Consider the following 24609-nt stretch of genomic DNA (forward strand, 5'->3'; position numbering starts at 1 on the left):
CGCAACTATTCCGCCATCGCCCAGATGCGCTTTACCAACGCATCAAAGTCGATCCCCGCCGCTTTGGCCGCCTTTGGCACCAAGCTGGTTTCGGTCATGCCAGGAACGGTGTTAACTTCCAGCAACTGCCACTGGCCATCGCTGCTGCGCATCACATCAACGCGTCCCCAGTGGCGACAACCAACGGATTGAAACGCTTGCAGCGCCAGCGCTTGCAGTTCCCGTTCGTCCGCTTCGGACAAGCCGCATGGGCAATGGTATTGGGTTTCAGTGGAGTGATACTTGGCTTGGTAGTCGTAAAACTCGTTGGCCGCTTGCAGGCGGATCGCCGGCATCACTTCATCACCGATGATCGCCACGGTGTATTCTGGGCCATCAATCCACGCTTCCAGCAGCACGCTGTGATCCAGCTGCAGCGCCGTATCGACCGCCGCCAGTAACTGCTCAACGGTGTTGGCTTTGGCGATCCCCACTGACGAGCCTTCGTTGGCCGGTTTCACCATCAATGGCAGACCAAGACGTTCAACCATTTCGGTCAGTTGCTGCGGCTGGTAATTGTGCTTGCTTACCACCGCAAACGGCGCGGTTGGTAACTTAAGCGCCGACCACAACAGCTTGGTTTTCACTTTGTCCATCGCCAATGCGCTGGCCTGTAAACCGCTGCCGGTAAACGGGATCTGCAGCAGTTGCAGAGCGCCCTGCATGCTGCCATCTTCGCCACCACGGCCGTGCAAAACGATAAAGGCACGCTGGTACTGGCTTAGCTCAGTCAGCGGTCGCTCTTTTGGATCGAACTTTTCCGCATCAATGCCGCCACGCAGCAAGCCATCCAGCACCGCTTGACCGGAACGCAACGACACCTCGCGCTCGGCGCTGGTGCCACCAAACAATACCGCAGTCTTACCGCTCATCTGCGCCTTCCTGTTGTAACTTTTCTACTGATAATTGCAGCTGCGCTAACCGTTTAGCCAGCTCTCCGATGTTGCCCGCCCCTTGGGTTAGCACCACATCGCCATCTCGCATCTGTTCCGCCAGCAGCGCTGGCAGCGCCTCTGGTGACGGCACATACACAGGATCGATACCGCGCTGTCGCAATGAACGACACAGAGCACGGCTATCGGCGCCCGGGATCGGCTCCTCCCCAGCGCTGTAAACTTCCATCAGCAGCAGGCAATCAACCTCGGCCAGTACCGCCACGAAATCTTCATAGAGATCGCGGGTACGGCTGTAACGATGGGGCTGGTACACCATCGCCAAGCGCCGCTCTGGCCAACTGGCACGGGCCGCTTTAATGGTACAGGCTACTTCCGATGGGTGATGGCCGTAATCGTCCACCAACAGCACCGAGCCTTTGCCAGTCTCGAACTCGCCATATTGTTGGAAGCGACGACCCACCCCCTCAAACTGCAGCAGCGCCGAACTGAATACCTCGTCGGTTACCCCTTCTTGCATCGCCACCGCAATCGCCGCTAGGGCGTTTTGGACGTTATGGCGGCCAGGCAGATTGAGGATCAGCGGCAATGGCTTATGGCCTTCGCGCACCAAGGTAAACAGGGTTTGCGTGCCGTTTTGGCGGTAATCGACCGCACGAACATCAGCGTCGGGATGGAAACCGTAGGTCACAATCCGCCGACCTATGCGTGGCAACACTGCTTGTACGCCCTCATCATCCAAGCACATCACCGCAGTGCCGTAGAACGGCAAGTTGTGCAGAAAATCAACAAAAGTGTCGTACAGCTTGTTGATGTCGCCGCCGTAGGTGTCCATGTGATCCGGTTCGATGTTGGTCACCACCGCCAGCATCGGCTGCAGATGCAGGAAACTGGCGTCGGATTCATCGGCTTCGGCCACCAGATAATGACTTTGCCCTAAACGGGCATTGGTGCCGGCGCTGTTGAGCTTGCCGCCAATCACAAAGGTGGGATCCAGCCCCGCGCCAGCAAACAAACTGGCGGTCAAACTGGTGGTGGTGGTTTTGCCGTGGGTACCAGCCACGGCAATGCCGTGGCGAAAACGCATCAACTCCGCCAGCATTTCAGCTCGGCGTACCACCGGGATCCGCGCTTGCTGCGCCGCCACCAGCTCTGGGTTATCCGCCGCAATCGCGGTGGAAACCACCACCACATCAACGTCTTTAACCCAATCGCCATGGTGACCTTTGTAGATCACCGCACCTAGATCACTTAAGCGATGAGTGACGGCGTTCATGCCGATGTCAGAACCGCTGACTTGGTAGCCTTCGTTGACCAGCACTTCAGCAATACCGCCCATGCCTGCGCCACCGATACCAACAAAGTGGATCCGTCGTACTCGCCCCATTGCGCCGTGGGGGATCGGCTTAACCTCGGAAGGTTGTGTCGGTTTCATTAACCGCCTCGAACTGTTAGCTGTTCACAAATGGCTGCCACCTGCTCGGTAGCATCCAGCACTGCGGCCTGTCGTGCCGCCTGTGCCATCTGATTCAATTGCTCTGGATTGTGGCTAAACGCCAATAGCTGCGCCGCCAAGCCCTTGGCGGTCAGCGTACTTTGCGGCTGCAATACCGCCGCTCCGCACGCCACCAGAGCCTCGGCATTGCGGGTTTGATGATCGTCCACCGCCTGCGGAAATGGCACCAAAATCGCCGGTCGGCCGGTGGCGGCCAATTCGGCCACCGTTAACGCGCCAGCGCGACTGATAACCACATCAGCCCAAGCGTAAGCTGCGGCCATATCATCAATAAATTCGGTAACTTGAGCGCCAACGCCAGGGGCATTTTGCTGCCATTGGCTGTTCACCGCCTCCAAATTGCCACGCCCCACTTGATGCCAGACGGTGATGTGGGTTTCGGCGGCAATGCGGCCGACCGCCGCTGGCACCGCGTCATTCAACGCTTTGGCACCAAGACTGCCCCCCACCACCAGCACTTTAAGCTGTTCATTGGCGATCACCGGTTGCGCATCACCTAAGCGGATCAGCTCGCGCCGCACCGGGTTACCCACGTGCTGCGACTGCGGCAACACATCGGCAAAGGCCACCAAGGTCTTACTGGCAAAGCGTGCCAAGATCTTATTCGTGGCACCAGCAACCGCATTTTGTTCATGCAGCACCAGCGGCGTGCGCCGCAACCACGCGGCGATGCCGCCGGGGCCAGAGGCGTACCCGCCCATCCCCAGCACGACATCCGGTTTAAACTGGCGCTGGATCTGTAAAGCTTGCACCGTGGCCTTTAGGATCTGCAGCGGCGCCAACAACTTGCGCAGCAAGCCGTTACCGCGCACCCCTTTGATATCAATAAACTTGATCTCAAAACCATGCTGCGGCACTAAGCGCGCTTCCATCCGCTCTGCGGTACCTAACCACTGTACCTGCCAGCCTTGCTCGCGCAGTTGCCGCGCCACCGCTAAGGCTGGAAAAACGTGACCACCGGTGCCACCGGCCATCACCAATAAACGTTTGCCACTCATGGCGTCTCCTGTTCTGCGTTTGGGGTTGCCACTAACGCGCTCTGCGCCAATCGTCGTTCAAAATCGATTCGCACCAAAATTGCCGCTGCGACGGTCATTACCCACAGGCTACTGCCACCATAAGAAACCAGCGGTAGAGTCAACCCTTTGGTCGGCAAAATGCCTACCGCTGCGCCGATGTTTACCGCCGTTTGAAAACTAAACCAAATACCAATGCCGTAGGCCATGTAGCCAGCAAAGGCTTGCTCGACCCGCAGCGCCAGATGACCAATCCACAAGGCTCGCAGCGCCAACGCGAGCTGCATCAGCACAATAGTGGCGATCCCCAAAAAGCCCAGCTCTTCGCCGATCACCGACGAGATAAAGTCGGTATGCGCTTCTGGCAGGTAGTTAAGTTTTTGAATTGAGTTACCTAGCCCTTGGCCGCCCCAATCGCCGCGGCCATAGGCCATTAAGCTTTGGGTCAACTGATAGCCAGCACCGTATTCGTCTTGCCACGGATCGAGGAAGTTCTGCACCCGCGCCATCCGGTAGTCGGAGCCCATAATGGCGATCACCACCACCAATATCGCCGCCAACACCAGACCGACAAATACGCCAGCCGGCGCACCGGCCAAAAACAGCATGCCGCCGGTGATCACCAGCATCACCACCCCAGAGCCCAGATCCGGCTGAAAGATCAGCAACACGCCGAACACCACCAAAGGCGCAATCCCTTTGATCAACCCCTTGATGTCTTCGCGCACCTCTTGGCTGCGACGAGACAGGTAGCCGGCCATAAACACCACAAGGGCGAACTTGGCGACCTCGGCGACCTGCAGGTTAAAAGGCCCGATCGGGATCCAGCGCTGAGCACCATTTACGGTTTTACCCACCACCAATACGGCGATCAGTAACCCTAGGGCGATCAAGGCGATCGGCACCCGAAAACGTTCCCAAGTCTGAATGGTGACGGTACTAAAGGCGCCGAGTAATAGCAGCGCCACCGCCACGAAAAAGCCTTGGCGCATGGCAAAATGCAGCGAATTGTCTTTCAGCTTTAATGCTTCTGCCAGCGACGCTGATGTCACCATCAGCAAGCCGAACATCATTAAGCTAACAATCAACACCAACAACAAGCGATCGTACAAGCGCGGATCGGCGCTCGCTTGCGGCAACCGCAGTACCGGCAGCGACCAGCGAAAACGGTCGGCATTCGGCGCCCGCTTGGCATTGGCTCGCGCAGGTGAGCGCTGAGTGCCGAGTCGCTGCTTGAGCGCCATCAGCATGGCAGTGCCTCAACGGCAGCGGCAAAGACTTCACCGCGATGCTCAAAACTGCGGAACATATCTAAGCTGGCACAGGCCGGCGACAACAGCACGATATCGCCTGGGGTGGCTTGGCTGGCAGCCAGCTGCACCGCTTGCTCGATGCTGTTGACCGGCACCGCATCGGGGCGCAGCGCGGCAATCCGATCGCCATCTTTCCCCAAGGTGTATAGCCCGGCCAGTGGCGCCAGCAGCGGCGCTAACTCATTAACGTCAGCGCCTTTGGCATCGCCACCGGCGATCAAATAGATGTTGCCCGGCTCATCCGCCAGCCCCGCCAGCGCGGCTGCGGTCGCGCCAACGTTGGTGGCTTTGGAATCATTGAGGTAGTGCACCCCCGCTTTGGTGGCCACCAACTGGCAGCGGTGCGGCAGGCTTTGAAAATTAACCAATGCCTGTTTGCTGGCCTCGGCCGGAATGCCCGCGGCGTCCGCCAGCGCCATTGCCGCTAGGGCGTTGGCGTAGTTGTGTTTACCGAAAAATGGCAGTTCCGCCAGCGCCACTCGCGCCACCGCGCCACAATAAAGCTGGCCATCATGCAGCTGGTAAGCGGCTTCACCTTGCACCGAAAACGCCACGGCGTTGGCCACACCGCTGACGGTTAACGGATCGTCGCCATTTTCGACACACAATTGGCTCTGTGGGTACAGTGCCAGCTTGGCTTGGCGGTAGGCTTCAAAATCGGGATAGCGATCCAGATGATCTTCACTGACGTTCAAAACGGTTGCCGCCACTGCGTTGAGGCTGTGGGTCGTCTCTAGCTGAAAACTGGACAGCTCTAGCACATACAATTGATGGCCTTGACCAAGCAGATCCAGCGCCGGCACGCCGATATTGCCACCAACGCCAACCGACCAACCGGCCGCTTTGGCCATCTCGCCCACCATAGTGGTAACAGTGGATTTGCCATTAGAGCCTGTGATCGCAATCACCGGCGCAGCAACCGCACGGGCAAACAGTTCAATATCGCCAATCACCTCAACGCCATTGGCAATCGCTTCGGCAACGGCCGGCGTCGCCAGCGCCAATCCTGGCGAGATAATCAACCGCTGCGCTTGGGATAACACCGCACCATCCAGAGCACCTGTTCGTAGCAGTACTTCTGGGTACTGCGCCGCCAGCAGATCAGCGCCCGGCGGTTGACTGCGACTGTCCCACACCATCACCGACTCCCCCTGTTGCCGCAGATAGCGCACACACGAGAGGCCAGTAATGCCCAAGCCAAGCACGATGGTATTCGCCGTCGCCGCCGTCATCATTAGCGCACCTTAAGCGTTGCCAGACCCAGCAACACCAGACAGATGGAGATGATCCAGAAACGGACAATCACCCGCGGTTCTGGCCAGCCTTTAAGTTCAAAGTGATGGTGAATTGGCGCCATCCGGAAAATCCGCTTTTTGCGCAGTTTGTACGAGCCCACTTGCAGGATCACCGACAGGGTTTCAATGACAAAAATACCGCCCATGATCACCAGCAGAAACTCTTGCCGAGTCAGTACCGCCATCGCCCCAAGGCCGGCGCCCAGCGCCAACGAGCCGACATCGCCCATAAACACTTGAGCCGGATAGGTGTTGAACCACAAAAAGCCAAGGCCCGCGCCCACCATCGCAGTACACACCACCACCATCTCGCCAACGCCCGGCAGATAGGGAATATGCAGGTATTGGGCAAAGTTAACGTTACCAGACAGGTAAGCGACCAGCGCAAAGGCCGCCGCCACCAATACGGTTGGCACAATCGCCAGACCATCCAAGCCATCGGTTAAGTTAACCGCATTGGAGGAGCCAACGATGGTGAAGTAGGCTAAGGCGATAAACAGCAGCCCCAGTTGCGGCATCACGTCCTTAAAGAACGGTACCACCAGAACGTGGCCATCCGGCTGCCCCTGCCAATACAGGTAGATCGCCACCACTAATGCGGCGGCGGATTGCCAAAAATATTTCCAGCGGGCGATCAATCCCTTCGGGTCTTTGCGGATCACCTTACGGTAGTCATCGACGTAACCAATCAAACCGAAAGCGCCCAACACAAACAGCATCACCAGCACGTAATGATTGGTGAGATCACCCCACAATAAGGTGGCAACGAAGATCCCCGCCAAAATCATGATGCCGCCCATCGTTGGCGTGCCGCGCTTACTGAAATGCGATTCTGGGCCGTCGTTACGAACCACCTGACCAATCTGCTTGCGCTGCAGATGGCGGATCAGCTTTGGCCCCAGCCACAGGCTAAACGACAGCGCAGTCAGCAAACTGATGATGGCGCGAAAAGTCAGGTATGAAACCACGTTAAATGCGCTGAAATACTGGGTTAGGTATTCAGCCAGCCAAACTAACATTGGGCGTAATCCTCACAAAGCTGGCGCAGCGGTGGCAGCAATTGCTCCATCCGCGCGCTGCGCGAGCCTTTTATTAACACGGTGATCGGTGCAGGTAGTTGTAATAACCAAGGTTGCAGATGCGCTAGCAACTGCTGTTGGTTGGCAAAATGTTGCCCATTACCAAAGCCCTGCGCCGCAAAGCGGCTTACTGTACCCACACACAGCATATGGTCAATGCTTTTCTCGGCCGCGAATTTTCCCACCAGCGCGTGGTGCTCGTCAGTGCTGTCGCCAAGCTCGCCCATATCGCCAAACAACAGCACCTTGGTGCCTTGGCGGGTCGCCAACAGTTCGATCGCCGCCTTGGTCGACGCCAAGTTGGCGTTATAGCTGTCGTCAATCACCGTAAGTTGCTGTGAAAGTTGATGAAACTCAGTTCTACCCGGCACCTGTGGTGCCGCCGATAACCCTTTGCCGATCAATGCCAGCGGTAACTCGGCGCCATGGGCCAAACAGGCGGCCGCCAGTGCATTACTGACTTGATGACGACCCGGCAGCGGCAATTGCACCCGCTCGCTACACTCACCGCAATGCAGGGTAAAAGCGTAACAGCCGTTGTCATTGGCCTGCAGATCATCGGCCCACAGATCCGCGGCGCCCACCGCGGAAAAGGTCAACACCTTACGGTCGGTCAATTGCGCCAGCATAAACTCGGCGTAATCGTCATCCAGATTTACCACCGCGGTTCCCGCTGGCGTCAGCGCTTCGAAGATCTCGCTCTTCGCCCGCGCCACGCCATCGATGCCACCAAACCCTTCCAGATGGGCCGGCTGCACGTTGTTGATCAGCGCCACCTGCGGCTTAACCAAACTGGCGGTATAGCGGATCTCAGCTGGGGCGTTGGCGCCCAGTTCCAGCACCGCGTAGCGATGATCTTCGGTCAGCTCCAGCAGCGTCAGCGGCACGCCAATGGTGTTATTGAGATTGCCTTTGGTCGCCAGCGTATTGCCCGCGAGGGCAAAAATGGCGGCGGTCATCTCTTTTACCGAGGTCTTACCAACCGAACCGGTAAGCGCCACCGTGAATGGCTGCAACTGTTGTTTAAGCCAAGCCGCCAACTGCCCCAGCGCCAGGGTGGTGTCGGCAACCAGCAATTGCGGCAACGGGCACTCAAGCGGACGGCTGACCACAGCCGCGGCCGCCTTAGCTTGCAGCGCTTGGTCGATAAAATCGTGAGCATCGAAACGTTCGCCCACCAACGCCACAAACAAGCTGCCCGGCTGCAGATCGCGGCTGTTGGTACTAACGCGCACGACTTGGGCATCAGTCGGATTGATCAATTCGGCGCCTAGGATCTCTGCCAGTTGCGCCAAAGTCAGCGTTATCATGATTGCGCCTCCGCCAATAACTGAGCCGCCAGCGCCCGTTCGTTGTAAATCAAAGTCTGGTTGCCAACGATTTGATAATCCTCATGACCTTTGCCAGCCAACAGGATCAGATCGTCGCCACCGGCTTGCGCAAAGGCTTGGGTTAACGCCAACGCGCGATCGAATTCGATCAACGCCGGCGGTTGGCTTAAGCCCTGCTGCATATCGGCAATAATCTGCTCGAACGCTTCACTGCGAGGGTTATCAGCGGTGATAACCAACTTATCCGCATGGCGTTCGGCCGCCGCCGCCATCAGTGGCCGTTTGCCACGGTCGCGATCGCCGCCGCAGCCAAACAGGCACCATAGCTGCCCCAGACAATGACGACGCAGCGCCAGCAGCGCTTGTTCCAATGCATCAGGGGTATGGGCGTAATCGACCACCAATGACGGGTGGCCTGCGGCCGCGAACAACTCCATCCGTCCGCAGGCTGGTTGCAACGACTGCGCCGCCAGCAGCAGATCCGCCAACGGGTAGCCTTCGGCCAGCAGCGCCGCCAAGGCCGCCAGCACATTGGCCAGATTAAAGCGTCCCAGTAGTGGGCTGTGCAGCTGACCATCGCCAAAGCTGCTGCGGATGGTGGCGCTAACCCCATGCTGGTGGTATTCGATCTCACACGCTTGCAGGTAATCGCCGCGACACTCGGCGCCATCAAGGCTGTAGCCGATGGTGTGCAGCTGCCCTTGCAACTGGCGATGCCACAGCGCGCCATAGCGATCGTCCAGGTTAAGCACCGCATGCTGCAACCCAGGTTGGCTGAATAGCCGTTGCTTGGCCGCCGCATAGCTGTCCATATCACCATGATAATCAAGGTGATCACGGCTGAGATTGGTAAACACTGCGGTGCTTATCGGCAACTGTCGTACCCGCCCTTGGGCTAAACCATGGCTGGAGATCTCCAACGCCACGGCGGTCGCACCAGCTTGGGCTTGAGCGGCGAGCGAGCGCGCCACGGTCAGCGGATCCGAAGTGGTATTTGCCGATGCTTCAAGCTGACCCCACAGGCCATTGCCGACGGTACCCATCACCCCAGCGCGTTGACCTAAGGCCTCCAGTAACTGAGCGCACAATTGACTGACGGTGGTTTTGCCGTTGGTGCCAGTCACGCCAATCAAGGTTGGCGTAGCGGCATCGGGGTAGCAACGTAAGCCAAGCAACGACAGGCGCTCGGCAAGGTTGGCGATGCCGACCACCGGCACGCCATCGGCACGAGCTTGCAGCCCCTGTTGTTGCGGCGAATCGACTTGAGTGACTACCGCGACGGCACCGGCGGCGATCGCCGCCTCAATATAATCACGACCATCACTTTGATGGCCGGCAACCGCCACAAACAGATCACCGGCTTGTACCTGCCGGCTGTCTAAGTGAGCGTGGCTGATCTCCACCCCTGTGGTTAGCTCGACCCAAGGGGACAGCAGCTCATCGAGTTGCGACATCGTTACTCCCAAACAGCGCGGCCAGTTGCGTTTGTGGCCGGCTTGGTTCGACATTCAATAATTGCAAGGCACCGCCCATCACTTCGGCAAACACCGGTGCAGCGACGGTACCGCCGTAATAGTCTTGGCCTTTCGGTTCGTTAATCACCACCGCCATCGCTAAGCGCGGATTGTCCGCTGGGGCCAGGCCAGCAAACAGGGTGACGTAATCCTCGCCATAGCCACCAGCAACCGCTTTTCGACTGGTACCGGTTTTGCCGGCAACCTCATAGCCATCAATCGCGGCCCGTGGCGCGGTTCCGCCTTTTTTGGCGATGCCAGCCAGCATCTTCACCACCTCATCGGCGGCTTGCTCGGACAGTACCTGCTGACCTGCGGGAATGGTTTTTTGTTTGAAGATCGACAGCGGTCGACTGATGCCACCGCCGCCCAAAATGGCGTACATCCGCGCCAACTGCAGCGGCGTCGCCGTCAGGCCATAGCCAAAGGCCAAGGTGGCTTGTTCGTGTTCCGACCAGCGACTGCGATTGGGCAGGTAACCGGAGGATTCACCGGATAAGCTAATGCCACTCTCACCACCAAAACCAAAACCGCTGTAGAACCCCAGCAGTTCCTGCACATCCATCTGCAGCGCCAACTTGGTCATCGCCATGTTGGAGGATTTCACCAGCAAGGTGCCGATATCTTTGGTGCCTAAGTTTTTACCGTCACGTACAGTGCCACCACGCACCCGCATGTAGCCCGGTGAGGTGTTGATGGTGGAATCCGCCTGAATCATGCCGATATCAAGGGCGCGCGCCACCACCAGAGGTTTAACCACGGAGCCGGGCTCATAGGCATCGGTAATCGCCCGATTGCGCATCTGAAACGGTTTCAGACCATCGCGGGCGTTGGGGTTATAACTTGGGGTATTGGCCATCGCCAACACTTCCCCAGTGGGGATGTCGATGATCACTAACGAGGCCGAGGTGGCCATGTGGTAAGCGGTGGCTTTTTTCAGCGCGGTGTACGCCAACGACTGCAAGCGCATGTCTAGGCTGAGCACCAGATCGTTGGAGTTTTCTCCCTCTTCCAACACCGATAGGTTTTCGATGATGGCGCCGTTAGGGGTCTTGCGCACCAGTTGCTTGGATGGCGATCCCGTCAGCCAATCGTTGTAGCTGCGCTCCAGCCCTTCAATGCCGCGATCGTCAATGTTGGTAATGCCCACCAATTGCGCGGCGATCTCGCCAGCAGGATAGTAGCGCCGAGATTCCGCTTTTAAGGCGATACCGGGGATCTTCAGTTTACGAATGTAATCTGCCACCAACGGCGATACTTGCCGTTTGATGTAAACAAAGCGGCCTTTGTTGTCACGTACCCGACTCACCAGATCGTCGACGTTGATCTCCAACACATTCGCCAACGCTTGCCAGCGACGCATGTCATTAAAACCATCGCCATCACGAACCATTTTCGGATCGGCATAGGCGGCCATCACTGGCACACTGACCGCCAACACTTCGCCATTGCGATCGGTGATCATCCCGCGCTCGGCATCGGTTACCGTGGCACGCAAGTGACGCTTATCCGCTTCGTAACGGAAGAAGTCAGGATCCAGTACCTGGATCCAAGCCGCGCGTCCCAAAATCAGCGCAAACACCCCGAACAAGATCAGCAGCGCGAACAGCATCCGGCCGTCACTGGCTTGAGGTTTTACGATCCGCTTTCCTTGCCGACTCATGGCTGTCTGATTACCTGTTCGTTGGACGGTTTTGGCCGCTGCATATCCAATTGCTTGCGGGCCAACGTTTCAATCCGGCTATGCTCCGCCAGGGTTTGCTCTTCGAGCAACAGATGGCGCCACTGCACATCCAACTGATCCCGCTGCTGCAACAGATCGTTGTAGCGAGCCGTCAGTTGACGCGCATCTTGGGCGGTGAACACCACCCAAAACGCACTGATCAGCACCAGCATCGCTAACAGCAGCAGATACCAGTAACGACGCAGATCGGCGCCGATCAGTTGCAGCAGTTCGAGGCTGAACATGGTTACAGTTTCTCGGCGACCCGCAGCACCGAACTGCGAGCACGAGCATTACCGTCAACCTCGACATCGCTTGGTTTTAGGGCTTTACCCACCAGCTTTAACACGCGAGTCTTGTCAATGTCAGCTTGGGTCATCGGCAGCCCACGAGGCACTTCGGCGCCTTGGCTTTGCTTGCGCATAAAGCGCTTAACCAAGCGATCTTCCAGCGAATGGAAGCTGATGATCGACAACCGTCCCGCCGGCGCCAACGCTTGAGTCGCCCCTTGCAGTGCCGATTCAATCTCTTCTAATTCGCTATTGATGTAGATGCGGATCGCCTGAAAGCTGCGGGTCGCTGGGTGTTTACCCTGATCGCGCTTGTGCGCCGGGGTCATAGCGCTGATTAAGTCAGCCAAGTGATGGGTGCGATCCATCGGCTCACCGGCGGCGATCTGCTCTTTGATCTTGCGCGCGATCGGTTTGGAGAACTTCTCTTCACCAAAGGTCTTCAGTACCCACGCGATGTCGTTGACCTCGGCACGAGCCAACCACTGCGCTGCGGTTTCGCCGCGGCTGTTGTCCATCCGCATATCCAGCGGACCGTCCCGCAAAAAGCTAAAGCCGCGCTCGGCGTCATCCAGTTGTGGCGAGGATACCCCCAGATCCAGCAGTACGCCGTCGATCTTGCCGGTTAAGCCCAACTGTTCCATGTAGTCGGCAATCCCGGAGAACGGCCCGTGGACAATTTGAAAACGTGGGTCTTGGGCCGCCAGTTGCTCGGCAACCGCCACCGCTTGTGGATCGCGATCGATGCCGATCAAACGGCCATTTGGCCCCAACTGCGACAGAATGTGGCGCGAGTGACCACCACGACCAAAGGTGCCATCGACGTAGATCCCATCGGGCTTCAGTGCCAGACCGTCAACCGCTTCATCAAGCAGTACGGTCACATGGCGAAATGATTCGCTCATCAGAGTGTCAGTTCCTGTAGCCGGAGGTTGTTATCAAAGGCGTATGGATCGATCTGGGTGGCGGCTTGCAATTGTTGCTGCCACAGCGCCTCAGACCAGATCTCAAATTTATTCAACTGCCCTACGAGCATTAGGGATTTATCCAACTGGGCGTATTGGCGTAGCGGCGCACTTAGCAGCAGCCGTCCACCTTTATCCAACTCCACATCGGTGGCGTAGCCCAGTAGGATCCGCTTAGTCTGGCGTTCCGCCGGCACGGTATCAGACAAGCGTTGCAGTTTGCGCTCTACCTGCTCCCATTCTGGCAGGGGGTAGAGCAAAAGGCAGGGAGAGCGTAGATCAACGGTGCAGATCAATTGGCCTTCGGCGCGCTCACGCAACGCCTCACGATACCGAGTTGGTATTGTGATCCGGCTTTTGCTGTCGAGCGATATGGCGCTAGCACCCCGAAACATTGGCGATCATCCTTGGCCTAATGATCCATTTTGATCCACAAAAATACACTTTTTCCCACTAATTGCTCAGTGTATGAAGTGGGTGCAAACCTTGTCAAGCCGCGCCGTGACACGCTTTGCTTTAATTTGATTGTGGCGCCGCAAATGCACTCATTTGTCTTTGCTAGCGCCCTAAAAACAACAAAGCGACCCTTGGGGTCGCTTTGTTAGATTATCCAATTAAATCAGACTTAATCTTGCCTCGATAAATGCTGGCACAACCCTAAATAGGCATTAAACAACTTGGCGTATTTCTCTTGGGCGGTATTTAACAGTAAGTCGTGATTAAACGCGGCCAACAATTGGTTGAGCTTATTGACCTGCTGCCGCTGCTGCGGCTGCAGATCCCGCGCCAACCGTTTCAGTTGTTCCACCTGGCCGCGCAAACCGGTCATGATCTCGACGTGCATCGCATACTGCTGCACTAAGTTCAGCCGTAAGGTCAGGCTGTGCTCATCGGCACTGTTGTTGTGATTAAGCAGGCGATTGCCATCGTACGGCATGGTTTCAATGTTGCCGACCATCGTCTGCAGTAACGCTGCCGTCAGCGGTTGCTCGGTGCCGTGTTGACGCAACTGCGCTTCGGTTAGCAACAACTGCCGCAACTGCTTATCGATACAACGGGTGATGTAACCCAGTTGATTGGCCACCAAAGCTTGATGGCGAAACTGCTGGCTGATGCGAACAATCGCATACAAGGTGTACGCCAATGCCGTCGAGAAACCCACGGTAAAGAAGAAAATCTGCCAATCAAAGTAGCGCAGCCATACGCCGATCTGGCCGTTACCCTCGCCAGGTTGCAGCAACCAATCCGCGGCAATGCCGGTGGAGCAAAACACCGCGATGACAAATGTCAGAAACAGAAATTTTTCCTGCTTACTGTCGCGCAAATAGTTAATAAAGGTGGTCATCCCTGTCGCTCCCCAAATCCTTTGTCGGCATCCCCTCGCGATTATCATTGCTATTGTGAGCGCGAGATTTGTTAATCAATGTGTATTGCAGCAACTTAGCAAAGCAGCAAAAGCAGTCGCAACTGACTCAAGATTATGATGAAGCGGCAGTAACAGGCATCGCTAGATACATCTGTTAACCCTAACGCCATGACGATGTAAATCGACTGGCTATTGCACCATCAGCACAATATCGAATTGTTTTTGATCCCCTTTGGGACGACCGAACGCTCCCTCTAGCACTGCGCTTTGACTAAGCCCCAAATGTGAAAAAGCGGCAACTGCCGCTTTTTCACAAAATAGGTTGGCGTTGGCCGCTAAGCCGCCGGTTTCTGTATTAGCGGATAGGGCAAGCATTCCTCTGCGCTTTTCGAAGCAATAGATGTGAAAAAACCGGTAACATCTTCCGATGTTACCGGTTTTTCTGGATAGGAGGAGTTGGCCGATAAGCCGCCGGTTTCTGTGTTAGCGGATAGGGCAAGCATTCCTCTGCGCTTTGACTAGGTCCCAAATGTGAAAAAGCGGCAGTATCCGAAGATACTGCCGCTTTTTCACAAATAGGTTGGAGTTGGCCGATAAGCCGGGTTTTGTCTAGGACAATCATTCCTCTAGGCCTAGGATCACTCCTAGGCTCAAGCAACCTACCCGCCCCCAACGCGGGCCGCGCCAATGGGGGCCTATTTGGTCTTGCTCCGGGTGGAGTTTACCGTGCCACAAACTATTACTAGCTGCGCGGTGCGCTCTTACCGCACCCTTTCACCCTTACCTGTGCCCGAAGGCCATCGGCGGTCTACTCTCTGCTGCACTGGTCGTAGGCTCGCGCCCCCCAGACGTTATCTGGCACCCTGCCCTATGGAGCCCGGACTTTCCTCCCCTCCGTCCGTCTGCCCGAAGGCACAACGACGAAGCAGCGATTGTCTAGCCAACTCCAAGGCGGCGGAGTATAGCGGCTCTACCAGCCTTGGTCGAGCCCATATTTGTAGAGTGCATTTTTTTTGACCCCATGGATCTGCGCCGCCAGTGCCGCCGCTTTCTTTAACGGTAATTCCTGGCATAACAATTCGGTGGTACGCAAGGCTTCCGCTGGCAGGCTATCGCCATCGTCACGAAACGGCGCAATCATCAGCACCATCTCACCACGGGTGCGATTTTCATCTTCGTTAAGCCAGTCGATCAGCTCGCCCACCGGCAAGCCTTTGATGGTCTCAAAACTTTTGGTGATCTCCCGCGCGAGTACTACTTCACGCTCTGGCCCCATCACCTCGACGATTGACGCCAATGAATCCAGTACACGACGTGGCGATTCATAAAAGATCATGGTGCGCGGCTCTTGCAGCAACGCTTGCAGCACATCGGTGCGGGCTTTAGCTTTGGCCGGCAAGAAACCTTCAAAGGTAAAGCGATCCGATGGCAGGCCAGAGGCGCACAGCGCGGTGGTGGCCGCACATGGGCCTGGCAGCGGCACCACATTAAAGCCAGCAGCACGCACTTGGCTAACCAAATGGTAACCGGGATCGGAGATCAGCGGCGTACCGGCGTCGGACACCAACGCGACCGATTCACCCGCCTGCAATTTGCCGATGATGGTACCTGCGCGCTGCCGTTCATTGTGATCATGCACCGATAAGGTCTTGGTGGAGATACCGAAATGGCTAAACAATTTGCCACTGTGACGGGTGTCTTCACAGCAGATCAGGCTAACCTGCTCTAGCACCTGCAGCGCCCGTTGAGTGATATCAGCAAGGTTACCGATAGGGGTCGGCACCACATAAAGGGCGAGGTCTAAAGACATACTTAAGAGAACCTTAGGAGGTAAGCCAATTGGTTTACGCCAATCAGGGGGTTAAACTAAGGGGCTAAGTTTATCAGAGTGGATCTCGCTGGTGAAAAGCCTTTATCTGTCCTCGTTCAAACAGACCGCCGTCGGTCTGCTTATGGCCACCCTCGTCGGCTGCGCCAGCGCCCCACAATCGGTAGAACCGGTCTTGCCACCAGTGGCGCTGGGCGTTGCCAGTGATACTCCGACTCAATATCTGCAATTGGCCGATGCCAGCAGCGGCGAACGGCGCTTAAGCTTTTTATTGTTGGCGGCACGCAGTTACCTCAATGAAGGCCAGCCGCAGCCCGCACGGGAACTGCTTAACCGCATTCAAGCGATGCTGCCCAGCAGCGGCACCCTCGCCGCTGAATCGCGACTGCTTACCGCCAAATTAGCCCTGCAAGATGGCAACCCTCAAGGGGCACTGTCGTTGCTGCAATGGCCAAGCGGCTGGTCGCTGCCAGCGGCCCAGTGGCGCGATGCTCTGCAAACCGAGATTGCCGCCCATCAACAACTGGCAGACCCCATTAATGTTGCCTTTGGCCATCATCGCCTGAGCGACTATCTAGCGCCGCAACAACAGCAAGGCAACTGGGACAGTTTGTGGCAAGCGTTGGTGCAGGTGGATACCGAACAACTACTGAGCCTGCAAACCCAGAGCCAAGATCCGCAGTGGCTAGGCTGGCTGCAATTGGCCAGTATCGCCCAGCAATACAGCATGGATCCAACCACCATGTTGCAGCAGTTGGCCGCATGGCAGCAGACTCATCCGGCTCACCCTGCAGCACGCAAACTGCCAGCCAGTTTGGATCGCACCATCAACGTTCAGCCCTACCAGCCAAGTAAGGTCGCGGTGTTGCTGCCACTAACCGGCAAAGTGCAATCACAAGCACGGGCACTGCAAGATGGCCTGCTGGCGAACTTGCTTAGCCAGGCCAGTAATCGCCAAGTGCAATTCATTGATACCAACGTCATTGACGCCGCCGAGGCGTATCAGCAGGCGCTCGATCAAGGCGCCGAGTTCGTTATCGGCCCGCTGCTGAAGGGCAATCTCGATAAAGTATTGGCGGTTTACGATGGCGAGGTGCCACTGCTGGCGCTGAACCACAGCGACTTGGCCAGCAGCCACCAAAATCTGTACTTCTTTGCGCTAACGCCAGAGGCCGAAGCGCAGCAAGCAGCACAGCGGATCGCGGAGCAAGGTCTAAAGCAACCGCTGGTGCTGGCCTCCAGTAACAGCATTGGCAAACGCATGGCCGAAGCGTTCGTCGAGCAATGGCAGCAGGATGGCGACGCCGTTGAGATCCACTACTTCGGTCAGAGCGCACAGATGCGCCAATCGGTGCAGCAAGCACTGCACGTCGACCAAAGTAATCAACGCATCAGCCGCATCAAACAGTTATTTGGCAGTAACACCCAAGCGGATTTTCGCAGCCGCCGCGATATCGACAGTGTCTATTTGGTGGCCAGTGCCGAAGAGGTGCGCCTGCTGAAACCTTTTGTCGACGTCAGCCTAGCGGTATTTGCCGAGCCTTTGGCACAGTACAGCAGCAGCCGTGCTCATGGCAGTCTTGATGATGCCAACTTAGCCGAAGAGCTGCGTGGTCTGAATTTAAGCGAAATGCCATGGCTACTGAGCGACAACAGTCAACGTCAACAAGTGCAACAGTTATGGCCAGACCGACCGCTGCCACTGCAGCGTTTGTATGCCATGGGCTACGACAGCTGGAGCTTAATCGATCGTCTCGCCCAGATGCGCGCCTTTGCCGGCTACCCCACCGTCGGTCTGTCCGGTGAACTGGTGGTGGCTGCCGATGGCCAGCTCAGTCGACGCCTAAGCTGGTCGCAGTATCAACGCAACGGCCTGGTTATAGTCGAGTAAACAACCACGGTGCGTGCCAAAGGCCAGGCTTACGAGCAACAAGCCAGACGCTTTTTAGAGCGGCAACAACTGCGCTTTATTGCCGCCAATTGCCAATGCCGCTTTGGCGAACTGGATCTGGTGATGCAAGATCAGCAACACTTGGTGTTTGTCGAGGTGAAATATCGCCAACAGCAACACTTTGGCGGCGCTTTAGCGGCAATCACCGCCAGCAAACAACGCAAGTTGCGCCAGTGTGCGCATTGGTATTTACAGCAGCATGGTTCGCTAGAGCAGCCATGCCGGTTTGATGTTATCGCCATCGAAGGCGATAACATCAATTGGATTCAAAACGCCTTTTAAGGAGTAGTTCGCCCCCATGCTTGAGCGGATCAAAGAGAGCTTTACAGAAAGCATTCAAACCAAAATCGATGCCCTTGAGGCGTTGCCAGAACCGCTAGAGCGCGCCGCAATGGTGATGGTGCAGTGTCTTCTTAACGGCAATAAAATTTTGGCCTGCGGCAACGGCGGCAATGCCGATTCAGCACAGCGATTTTCCGCCATGCTGTTGAACCACTTTGAAACAGAGCGCCCGAGCTTACCGGCGATTGCGCTGACTACCGATACCTCAACCATTACCTCAATTGGCAATGACTACTCGTTTGATGAGATCTTCTCCAAACAGGTGCGGGCGCTGGGGCAATCCGGCGATGTATTGCTGGCGATCTCCACCAGTGGTAATTCCCATAACGTCATCAAAGCGATGGAAGCGGCGGTAAACCGCGATATGACCATCATCGCCCTGACTGGCCGTGATGGCGGCGCCATGGCCGGACTGTTAAGCGATGGCGATGTTGAGGTGCGCGTTCCGAGCAACCGCATTCCACGCATCCACGAAGTGCATTCGCTGGCGATCCATTGCCTTGGCGATGCCATCGACCGCACCCTGTTCCCGCAGGAGGACTGATCATGCTACGTCTATTGGCGGCATTACTGGTATTAACTCAGCTCAGCGGCTGTGCTGCGGCGATTGTCGCCGGTACCGTCGGCACCGCCATGGTGGTTAACGACAACCGCAGCGTCAGCAGTCAGATGGACGATTCCACCATCGAGTTGGAAGTAAACGCCCAGCTCAACAAATACAACGATCTGACCAACCAAACCCGAGTTAGCGTCACCAGCATCAACCAGCAACTGCTGGTGGTCGGTCAGGTCCCCAATCAGCGCCTGCATGAGATGGCGCTGGGAGTGATCAAGCAGGTCGGTGGCATCACCAAGATCCACGATCAGCTGCGTCAGGGCACGCCACTGGGGATGATGGCTCGGTCCCATGACAGCTGGATCACCTCCAACGTCAAATCGCGGATGTTGATGGACAGCGAGCTCAACTCGATGCGCATCAAGGTGGTTACCGAAAACAACGAAGTGTTCTTGATGGGCGTGGTAAGCCGCGAGCAGGCTGACCGCGCGGTTGATATTGCTCGCAACACCGCCGGTGTCACCAAAGTGGTGAAGATCTTCGAATACCTGTAATACCAATTCGCTTACCGAGCACCGTTAACAAAAGACCGGCCAATGGCCGGTCTTGTCGTATCTAGCGCTAGAGGACGCGATTAGCGTGGCATCGCTGGCAGGCCGATGGCGTTGTAGACCTTATCGATGGTGACCGCGGCGCGCGCACGGGCGGCTTCAGCACCAGCTTTCATCACTTGGTCTAGGTAACCTTGGTCGGCGCGGATCTCTTTGAAGCGCTGCTGCATCGGCTCCAACAGGTTGATTACCGATTCGGCAGTGGCGATCTTCAAATGACCGTACATCTTGCCTTCAAACTCGGCTTCGATCTCGGCAAAGGTTTTGCCAGAGGTGGCCGAGTAGATGCTCATCAGGTTAGAAACACCGGCTTTGTTGTCCCAATCCATCCGCACTACCGCTGGATCTTCAGAATCGGTCAGCGCTTTTTTGAATTTCTTCAGGATCACTTTCGGATCTTCCAACAGGCCGATGCGGTTGTTGGCGTTGTCGTCCGACTTCGACATCTTCTTGGTTGGATCCTGCAGGCTCATTACCCGAGCACCCGCCTCTGGGATGTGCGGCTCTGGGATCGCGAAGGTGTCACCGTACAGGTTGTTAAAGCGAGTGGCGATATCCCGCGCCAACTCCAGATGTTGCTTCTGATCGTTACCCACCGGCACTTCATTGGCTTGATACAACAAAATATCAGCTGCCATCAGCACTGGGTAGGTGTACAAGCCAGAGTTGATGTTAGAAGCGTGGCGAGCCGACTTGTCTTTGAACTGAGTCATCCGGTTCAGTTCGCCCATCTGGGTGTAACAGTTGAGGATCCAGCCCAGTTGGGTGTGCTCTTGCACGTGCGACTGAATAAACAGGGTGCACTTGTTTGGATCGATGCCCAGCGCCAAGTACAGCGCCAAAGTGTCCATGCAGGCTTCACGCAGTTTGGCCGGATCTTGGCGCACGGTGATGGCATGCAGATCAACTACGCAGTACAGAGCGTCATGGGTCTCCTGCAGATTCACCCACTGGCGCAGTGCTCCCATGTAGTTGCCTAAGGTCAGGCCACCCGATGGTTGGGCGCCGCTCAATACGATTGGTTTGCTCATTGTGCGCAGTTCTCTGTTAACGCCGGCAGCAGTGCCAGCAGTTGATTGAAATGATCATAAACGTGGCTTGGTCGATCCAATGCGATCGGTTCGCCATAGTTGTAGCCATAGGTCAGACCTACGCTGGCGCACCCCGCCGCTTGCGCTGCTTGGATATCGTTGCGCGAATCACCGACCATCAATAGCTGCGATGGATTGAGGTGCCAGCGCTCTAGCAGCGTAGTTAGGGCCAGCGGACTGGGCTTGCGTTCCGGCAAACAGTCGCCGCCATACCAGCACTCAACGTAGCTGGCGATGCCAGTAGCAGCGAGGATCTCGGCAACAAATTGGCTTGGTTTGTTGGTAACCACCGCGATCCGATAACCGCGCTGTTTGAGTATCGCTAGCACCTCAGCAACCTGTGGATACAGCATTTGTGGCGACGGTTGGTGGCCGGCGTAGCAGCGGTTAAACGCCGCTAAAGTTTGCTCGATAAGCTGCGGTTCAAGCTGCGGATCCGGCTCGATGGCATTCGACAGCGCTCGCTTGGTTAGCATCAAGGCGCCGTTGCCAATCCAGCTTAAGGCATCGGCGTGAGTACAAGGCGCTCGCCCAACTTCCACTAATGCCTCGGCCATCGCCGCGGCCAAGCTTGGGCCCGAATCAACTAAGGTACCATCCAGATCGAAGGCGATGGCACGGATAGGATTATTAGCCATCAGACAGCGGCCAGTTCGGCGCGCATCTGATCGATGACCGCCTTGTAGTCCGGCTGGCTGAAGATCGCCGAGCCGGCAACGAACATATCGGCACCGGCGGCGGCGATTTCAGCAATATTGTCGACCTTAACACCACCGTCGATCTCCAAGCGAATATCACGGCCGCTGGCATCGATACGCTGACGAACCTGACGAATTTTATCGATGGTGGTTGGAATAAATGATTGGCCGCCAAAGCCCGGATTAACCGACATCAGCAGAATCACATCGAGCTTATCCATCACGTAATCTAAGTAGTGCAGTGGTGTTGCCGGGTTGAACACCAAACCGGCCTGACAACCGTGGTCTTTAATCAGCTGAATGGTGCGATCCAGATGTTCGCTGGCCTCTGGGTGAAAGGTAATGATGGAGGCACCGGCCTTGGCAAAATCAGGGATGATCCGATCCACCGGCTTAACCATCAGATGCACATCAATCGGCGCGGTGATGCCGTAATCCCGCAGCGCCTGGCACACCATTGGCCCGATAGTTAAGTTCGGCACGTAATGGTTATCCATCACATCGAAATGCACCACGTCGGCGCCGGCCGCCAACACCTTGGCTACGTCCTCACCAAGGCGGGCAAAATCCGCCGACAGAATAGATGGTGCAATCAAATGCTTCGTCATTACCTTATCTCTGATCCATAGCAAAAAGTGGTCACATTCTATCGTTTTGCCTTATCAGACCCAAATCGGTTTTTATGGCTACATTGCAGCAACCACAATTACCCATTAAGGTAACAAACACCCCCTAGGTTCATTCTCGGCTTTAGCAATCACTTCGACCATTCCGCTAAAATTACGGTCGATTCACACTAAGGGATAGATGATGAACAATCTAATCAAAACCAGCCTGATCGCCGCTTTGGTTTGCGGCAGCAGTAACGTCGCCGCCATCGAGTTAGGCGCCGGCACCTCACTGTCGTTTAATGCCGCGTTAGTCAGCAACTATCTGTTCCGTGGGGTAAGCCTTTCGGACGACAAAGTCGCCGGCCAAGTGGGCGCCGATCTGGAACACGAATCCGGCTTATACGCCGGCATCTGGGGTTCCAGCTACGACAATGGCGGCGATACTGAATATGAGATCGACTGGTGGGCCGGTTACAGCTTTGCGGTAAACGACAACATCAGCGTTGGTACCAGCGTTACCCGTTACTACTACGCCGATGTTGGTGGCCACACCACCGAATACGCCATTTTCAGTGATGTGTATGGCTTGGGCCTAGCCGCCCATTACGATCAACATTTGGAAAGCTACTACTTTGAAGGTAACTACGATCTGGATGTGGCGGAAAACATGGTGGTCAGCACCCATGCCGGTTATGCCGAACCTGATGCCGGCGATGGCGCTTACGATCTGGGAGTCACACTGGGTTACAGCCTGAACGACAACGTCGAACTGTTCGCCGGTGCGGTCTACCAAGAAGACAGCAAAGACGCCTACGTAGTCGGTGTTGGCGTAAGCTTCTAAGCGAATTGGTATAACAACCACTGGTCAGATATTGGCCAGTGGTTGTTGCAGTTGTTATACTCGCTTCACGTTCAAAGCAGGGAGCGACTATGACTAAAGGATTGAAACAGCGAACCTTATTGCTAACGCTGTTGTTACTGGTAGCGTCTTGGTTTGCTGTCGATAAATTCGCTGGTGCTGAGTTCGAGCCGGATCAGCAAGTCGGTTGGTTGAAGTGGATCGCCAGCAGCGGCCAGTTGCACTTTGTCGACCTGCTTGAGCTACTGCACCGCCCCAGCAACAATAATCACTTCTAAATGCCAATTCGGCTTAGCCAAACGTTATTGAGCGTGATCGCCGCGCTGTTTGGGGTACAAACCGAGGCCAATCGTCAGCGCGACTTTCAGCGCCACTCTCCCCTGCCTTTTATCGTGGTTGGCATCCTGCTGATTGCGTTGTTTGTGCTCTCGCTCGTGGCGATCGTCCAATGGATACTGAGTTAAGCACGCGACCTTAGCGGTACAACGCAAACAACTCGTTCACTTTCTTACGGCCATTGGCAGTTTGGCTGATAGAACGATGCACCTGAATGGTTTCCATGGTTGACTCGTGGTACAGCTTACGCGCCACCGGAGTGTCATGATTGCTGATCAGCGTCGGCACGCCGCGGGCCGCGGCGGCGGCGGCGCAATCCGCCAGTAATGCCTGATCATCCAGCGAAAAGCCGCCGGTAGCATAACTGGTGAAGTTAGCGGTGTTCGACAGCGGCAGATACGGTGGATCGCAGTAGATCACATCGCCCTGCTGCGCTCGAGCCATCGATTCAGCGTAGCCCTCGCAATGGAAAGTCGCCCGCTGGGCTTTTTCGGCAAAAAAGCGCAGCTCTTTCTCTGGAAAGTAGGGCTTTTTGTAAGAGCCGAATGGCACATTGAAGCCGCCTTTTTTGTTGTACCGGCACAGGCCGTTGTAACCAAAGCGGTTCATGTACAAAAACAGCAACGAACGATCCCACACCGAAGTGCTCTGATTAAACTCAGCGCGCAGGCCGTAGTACACCTGTTTGTCGTTGTTGGCATCGATGAACAACGTTGCCGCGTCGGCGATAAACTGGTCCGGCTTATGCTTAAGCATGTTATACAGACCAATCAAATCGGGATTGATGTCGCTCAGTTGATAGTGTTCGAAATCGGTATTAAGAAACACCGATCCCGCCCCCACAAAAGGTTCAATCAGCCGCTGTGCCTCGGGCAAACGGGCAGCGATCTGGTCAGCCAGTTTGTACTTGCCACCGGCCCATTTCAAAAACGCTCTGGATTTGCTCATCTGCCCATCTATCGAAAAATAGTAAACCGCGGATTCTACCTGTGTTGCGACAGGAACTCAGCCACTTGTTGCTGCCAAGCGAGCTCTTTTTGCACCGCCGCTATCGATTTTACGTACGGCCGCAGTTGCTGCACCGCGACCGGCAATTGGGTTACGGCCGCTAAGGCGTCTGCACGGTCAGCAAAACCACCGTACAGCACCACATAAAATGGCTGCGGCTGCCGTTGATTGCGGTAGATCCACAGCGGCGCTTGGCTCAGTTGGTTGTGCTCGATAAATGCGCGGGCTAATTCAATTGAGGAGTAAACCGCCAATTGCAGCACCACGCTGTCCGCCGGCCGCTGATCCAGCGCCATCTGAGCTAATGGTAAGGTTGCTGCTGGCGCGACGACTGGCTCTGGCTCTGGCTCTGGCTCTGGCTCTGGCTCTGGCTCTGGC

General features: G+C 56.2%; 27 protein-coding genes and 1 other RNA gene. 7 read left to right on the forward strand and 21 right to left on the reverse strand.

Annotated features, from left to right (window positions below; translation table 11 throughout):
• Positions 1-5: 5 nt before the first annotated feature.
• The 16 genes from G506_RS0106775 to rsmI form a co-directional block, all read right to left on the reverse strand.
• Positions 6-911: a D-alanine--D-alanine ligase gene (locus tag G506_RS0106775; RefSeq protein ID WP_028116201.1), complete on the reverse strand. Its 906-nt coding sequence runs from the start codon at positions 909-911 to the stop codon at positions 6-8.
• Entirely contained in the window at positions 901-2367 is a 1467-nt protein-coding gene (gene murC, locus G506_RS0106780) for a UDP-N-acetylmuramate--L-alanine ligase (RefSeq protein WP_028116202.1), read from the reverse strand. Before murC ends, G506_RS0106775 begins: the two co-directional genes overlap by 11 nt.
• On the reverse strand, positions 2367-3446 hold the full coding sequence (gene murG / locus G506_RS0106785) for an undecaprenyldiphospho-muramoylpentapeptide beta-N-acetylglucosaminyltransferase (protein ID WP_028116203.1): 1080 nt from the start codon (positions 3444-3446) through the stop codon (positions 2367-2369). Before murG ends, murC begins: the two co-directional genes overlap by 1 nt.
• Positions 3443-4714: a putative lipid II flippase FtsW gene (gene ftsW / locus G506_RS19095; protein WP_240473394.1), complete on the reverse strand. Its 1272-nt coding sequence runs from the start codon at positions 4712-4714 to the stop codon at positions 3443-3445. The genes murG and ftsW overlap by 4 nt, the downstream gene beginning before the upstream one ends.
• A complete protein-coding gene (murD, locus tag G506_RS0106795; protein ID WP_240473395.1) occupies positions 4708-6012 on the reverse strand; it encodes a UDP-N-acetylmuramoyl-L-alanine--D-glutamate ligase in 1305 nt (434 codons plus the stop codon). Before murD ends, ftsW begins: the two co-directional genes overlap by 7 nt.
• On the reverse strand, positions 6012-7091 hold the full coding sequence (gene mraY, locus G506_RS0106800) for a phospho-N-acetylmuramoyl-pentapeptide-transferase (RefSeq protein ID WP_028116205.1): 1080 nt from the start codon (positions 7089-7091) through the stop codon (positions 6012-6014). The genes murD and mraY overlap by 1 nt, the downstream gene beginning before the upstream one ends.
• Positions 7085-8461, reverse strand: a complete 1377-nt coding sequence (locus G506_RS0106805) for a UDP-N-acetylmuramoyl-tripeptide--D-alanyl-D-alanine ligase (protein ID WP_028116206.1) — start codon at positions 8459-8461, stop codon at positions 7085-7087. Before G506_RS0106805 ends, mraY begins: the two co-directional genes overlap by 7 nt.
• Entirely contained in the window at positions 8458-9936 is a 1479-nt protein-coding gene (gene murE / locus G506_RS0106810) for a UDP-N-acetylmuramoyl-L-alanyl-D-glutamate--2,6-diaminopimelate ligase (protein WP_028116207.1), read from the reverse strand. The genes G506_RS0106805 and murE overlap by 4 nt, the downstream gene beginning before the upstream one ends.
• Positions 9920-11659: a peptidoglycan D,D-transpeptidase FtsI family protein gene (locus G506_RS0106815; RefSeq protein WP_028116208.1), complete on the reverse strand. Its 1740-nt coding sequence runs from the start codon at positions 11657-11659 to the stop codon at positions 9920-9922. Before G506_RS0106815 ends, murE begins: the two co-directional genes overlap by 17 nt.
• The gene (gene ftsL, locus G506_RS0106820; protein WP_028116209.1) at positions 11656-11964 is read right to left on the reverse strand and encodes a cell division protein FtsL; all 309 of its coding nucleotides are present in this window, start codon (positions 11962-11964) and stop codon (positions 11656-11658) included. The genes G506_RS0106815 and ftsL overlap by 4 nt, the downstream gene beginning before the upstream one ends.
• Before the next feature lie 2 nt (positions 11965-11966).
• A complete protein-coding gene (rsmH, locus tag G506_RS0106825) occupies positions 11967-12914 on the reverse strand; it encodes a 16S rRNA (cytosine(1402)-N(4))-methyltransferase RsmH (RefSeq protein WP_028116210.1) in 948 nt (315 codons plus the stop codon).
• Entirely contained in the window at positions 12914-13369 is a 456-nt protein-coding gene (gene mraZ / locus G506_RS0106830; protein ID WP_028116211.1) for a division/cell wall cluster transcriptional repressor MraZ, read from the reverse strand. Before mraZ ends, rsmH begins: the two co-directional genes overlap by 1 nt.
• Positions 13370-13599: 230 nt before the next feature.
• Positions 13600-14319 (reverse strand): hypothetical protein, encoded by a 720-nt coding sequence (locus G506_RS0106835; protein ID WP_028116212.1) that lies wholly within the window; start codon positions 14317-14319, stop codon positions 13600-13602.
• 210 nt (positions 14320-14529) lie between these two features.
• Complete coding sequence (locus G506_RS21025) at positions 14530-14715, reverse strand: hypothetical protein (protein WP_028116213.1); 186 nt, start codon at positions 14713-14715, stop codon at positions 14530-14532.
• Between the two features lie 203 nt (positions 14716-14918).
• An RNA gene (rnpB, locus tag G506_RS20405) (RNase P RNA component class A) lies at positions 14919-15288 on the reverse strand.
• 22 nt (positions 15289-15310) lie between these two features.
• Positions 15311-16150, reverse strand: a complete 840-nt coding sequence (rsmI, locus tag G506_RS0106845) for a 16S rRNA (cytidine(1402)-2'-O)-methyltransferase (protein ID WP_028116214.1) — start codon at positions 16148-16150, stop codon at positions 15311-15313.
• Positions 16151-16241: 91 nt separating this feature from the next.
• Between rsmI and G506_RS0106850 the strand changes: the two genes are divergently transcribed.
• From G506_RS0106850 to dolP, 4 genes are read left to right on the forward strand one after another with little or no spacing between them, the layout of a single operon-like run.
• Entirely contained in the window at positions 16242-18059 is a 1818-nt protein-coding gene (locus tag G506_RS0106850) for a penicillin-binding protein activator (RefSeq protein WP_051201963.1), read from the forward strand.
• Positions 18060-18068: 9 nt separating this feature from the next.
• On the forward strand, positions 18069-18401 hold the full coding sequence (locus G506_RS0106855; RefSeq protein ID WP_028116216.1) for a YraN family protein: 333 nt from the start codon (positions 18069-18071) through the stop codon (positions 18399-18401).
• A 16-nt stretch (positions 18402-18417) separates the two neighbouring features.
• The gene (locus G506_RS0106860) at positions 18418-19005 is read left to right on the forward strand and encodes a phosphoheptose isomerase (RefSeq protein ID WP_028116217.1); all 588 of its coding nucleotides are present in this window, start codon (positions 18418-18420) and stop codon (positions 19003-19005) included.
• Positions 19006-19007: 2 nt separating this feature from the next.
• Positions 19008-19571, forward strand: a complete 564-nt coding sequence (gene dolP, locus G506_RS0106865) for a division/outer membrane stress-associated lipid-binding lipoprotein (protein WP_028116218.1) — start codon at positions 19008-19010, stop codon at positions 19569-19571.
• Between the two features lie 80 nt (positions 19572-19651).
• On the opposite strand, the gene trpS is transcribed toward dolP, so the two are convergent.
• Genes trpS through rpe form a run of 3 tightly spaced genes read right to left on the reverse strand, consistent with a single transcriptional unit; the run spans position 19652 to position 22025 of the window.
• A complete protein-coding gene (gene trpS, locus G506_RS0106870; protein ID WP_028116219.1) occupies positions 19652-20659 on the reverse strand; it encodes a tryptophan--tRNA ligase in 1008 nt (335 codons plus the stop codon).
• Positions 20656-21357 carry a phosphoglycolate phosphatase gene (locus G506_RS0106875; protein WP_028116220.1) on the reverse strand — a complete coding sequence of 234 codons (702 nt, stop codon included), beginning with the start codon at positions 21355-21357 and terminating at the stop codon, positions 20656-20658. Before G506_RS0106875 ends, trpS begins: the two co-directional genes overlap by 4 nt.
• Positions 21357-22025 carry a ribulose-phosphate 3-epimerase gene (gene rpe / locus G506_RS0106880; RefSeq protein WP_028116221.1) on the reverse strand — a complete coding sequence of 223 codons (669 nt, stop codon included), beginning with the start codon at positions 22023-22025 and terminating at the stop codon, positions 21357-21359. The genes G506_RS0106875 and rpe overlap by 1 nt, the downstream gene beginning before the upstream one ends.
• 202 nt (positions 22026-22227) lie before the next feature.
• Between rpe and G506_RS20400 the strand changes: the two genes are divergently transcribed.
• The 3 genes from G506_RS20400 to G506_RS0106895 all read left to right on the forward strand — a co-directional run bounded on the left by G506_RS20400 (position 22228) and on the right by G506_RS0106895 (position 23351).
• On the forward strand, positions 22228-22869 hold the full coding sequence (locus G506_RS20400; protein WP_051201964.1) for a TorF family putative porin: 642 nt from the start codon (positions 22228-22230) through the stop codon (positions 22867-22869).
• Positions 22870-22958: 89 nt separating this feature from the next.
• Positions 22959-23165: a hypothetical protein gene (locus G506_RS0106890; RefSeq protein WP_028116222.1), complete on the forward strand. Its 207-nt coding sequence runs from the start codon at positions 22959-22961 to the stop codon at positions 23163-23165.
• A gap of 27 nt (positions 23166-23192) precedes the next feature.
• Complete coding sequence (locus G506_RS0106895) at positions 23193-23351, forward strand: DUF2970 domain-containing protein (protein WP_338032042.1); 159 nt, start codon at positions 23193-23195, stop codon at positions 23349-23351.
• A 10-nt stretch (positions 23352-23361) separates the two neighbouring features.
• Here G506_RS0106895 and G506_RS0106900 read toward each other — a convergent pair whose 3' ends face one another.
• Together G506_RS0106900 and G506_RS21340 are read right to left on the reverse strand one after the other, a co-directional pair.
• Positions 23362-24171 carry a Dam family site-specific DNA-(adenine-N6)-methyltransferase gene (locus G506_RS0106900; RefSeq protein ID WP_028116224.1) on the reverse strand — a complete coding sequence of 270 codons (810 nt, stop codon included), beginning with the start codon at positions 24169-24171 and terminating at the stop codon, positions 23362-23364.
• Positions 24172-24206: 35 nt separating this feature from the next.
• Positions 24207-24609: SPOR domain-containing protein (locus tag G506_RS21340; protein WP_205619482.1), on the reverse strand; the 403-nt coding region annotated here is incomplete at its 5' end.

Source organism: Ferrimonas senticii DSM 18821, from assembly GCF_000422665.1.
GTDB classification, from domain to species: domain Bacteria; phylum Pseudomonadota; class Gammaproteobacteria; order Enterobacterales; family Shewanellaceae; genus Ferrimonas; species Ferrimonas senticii.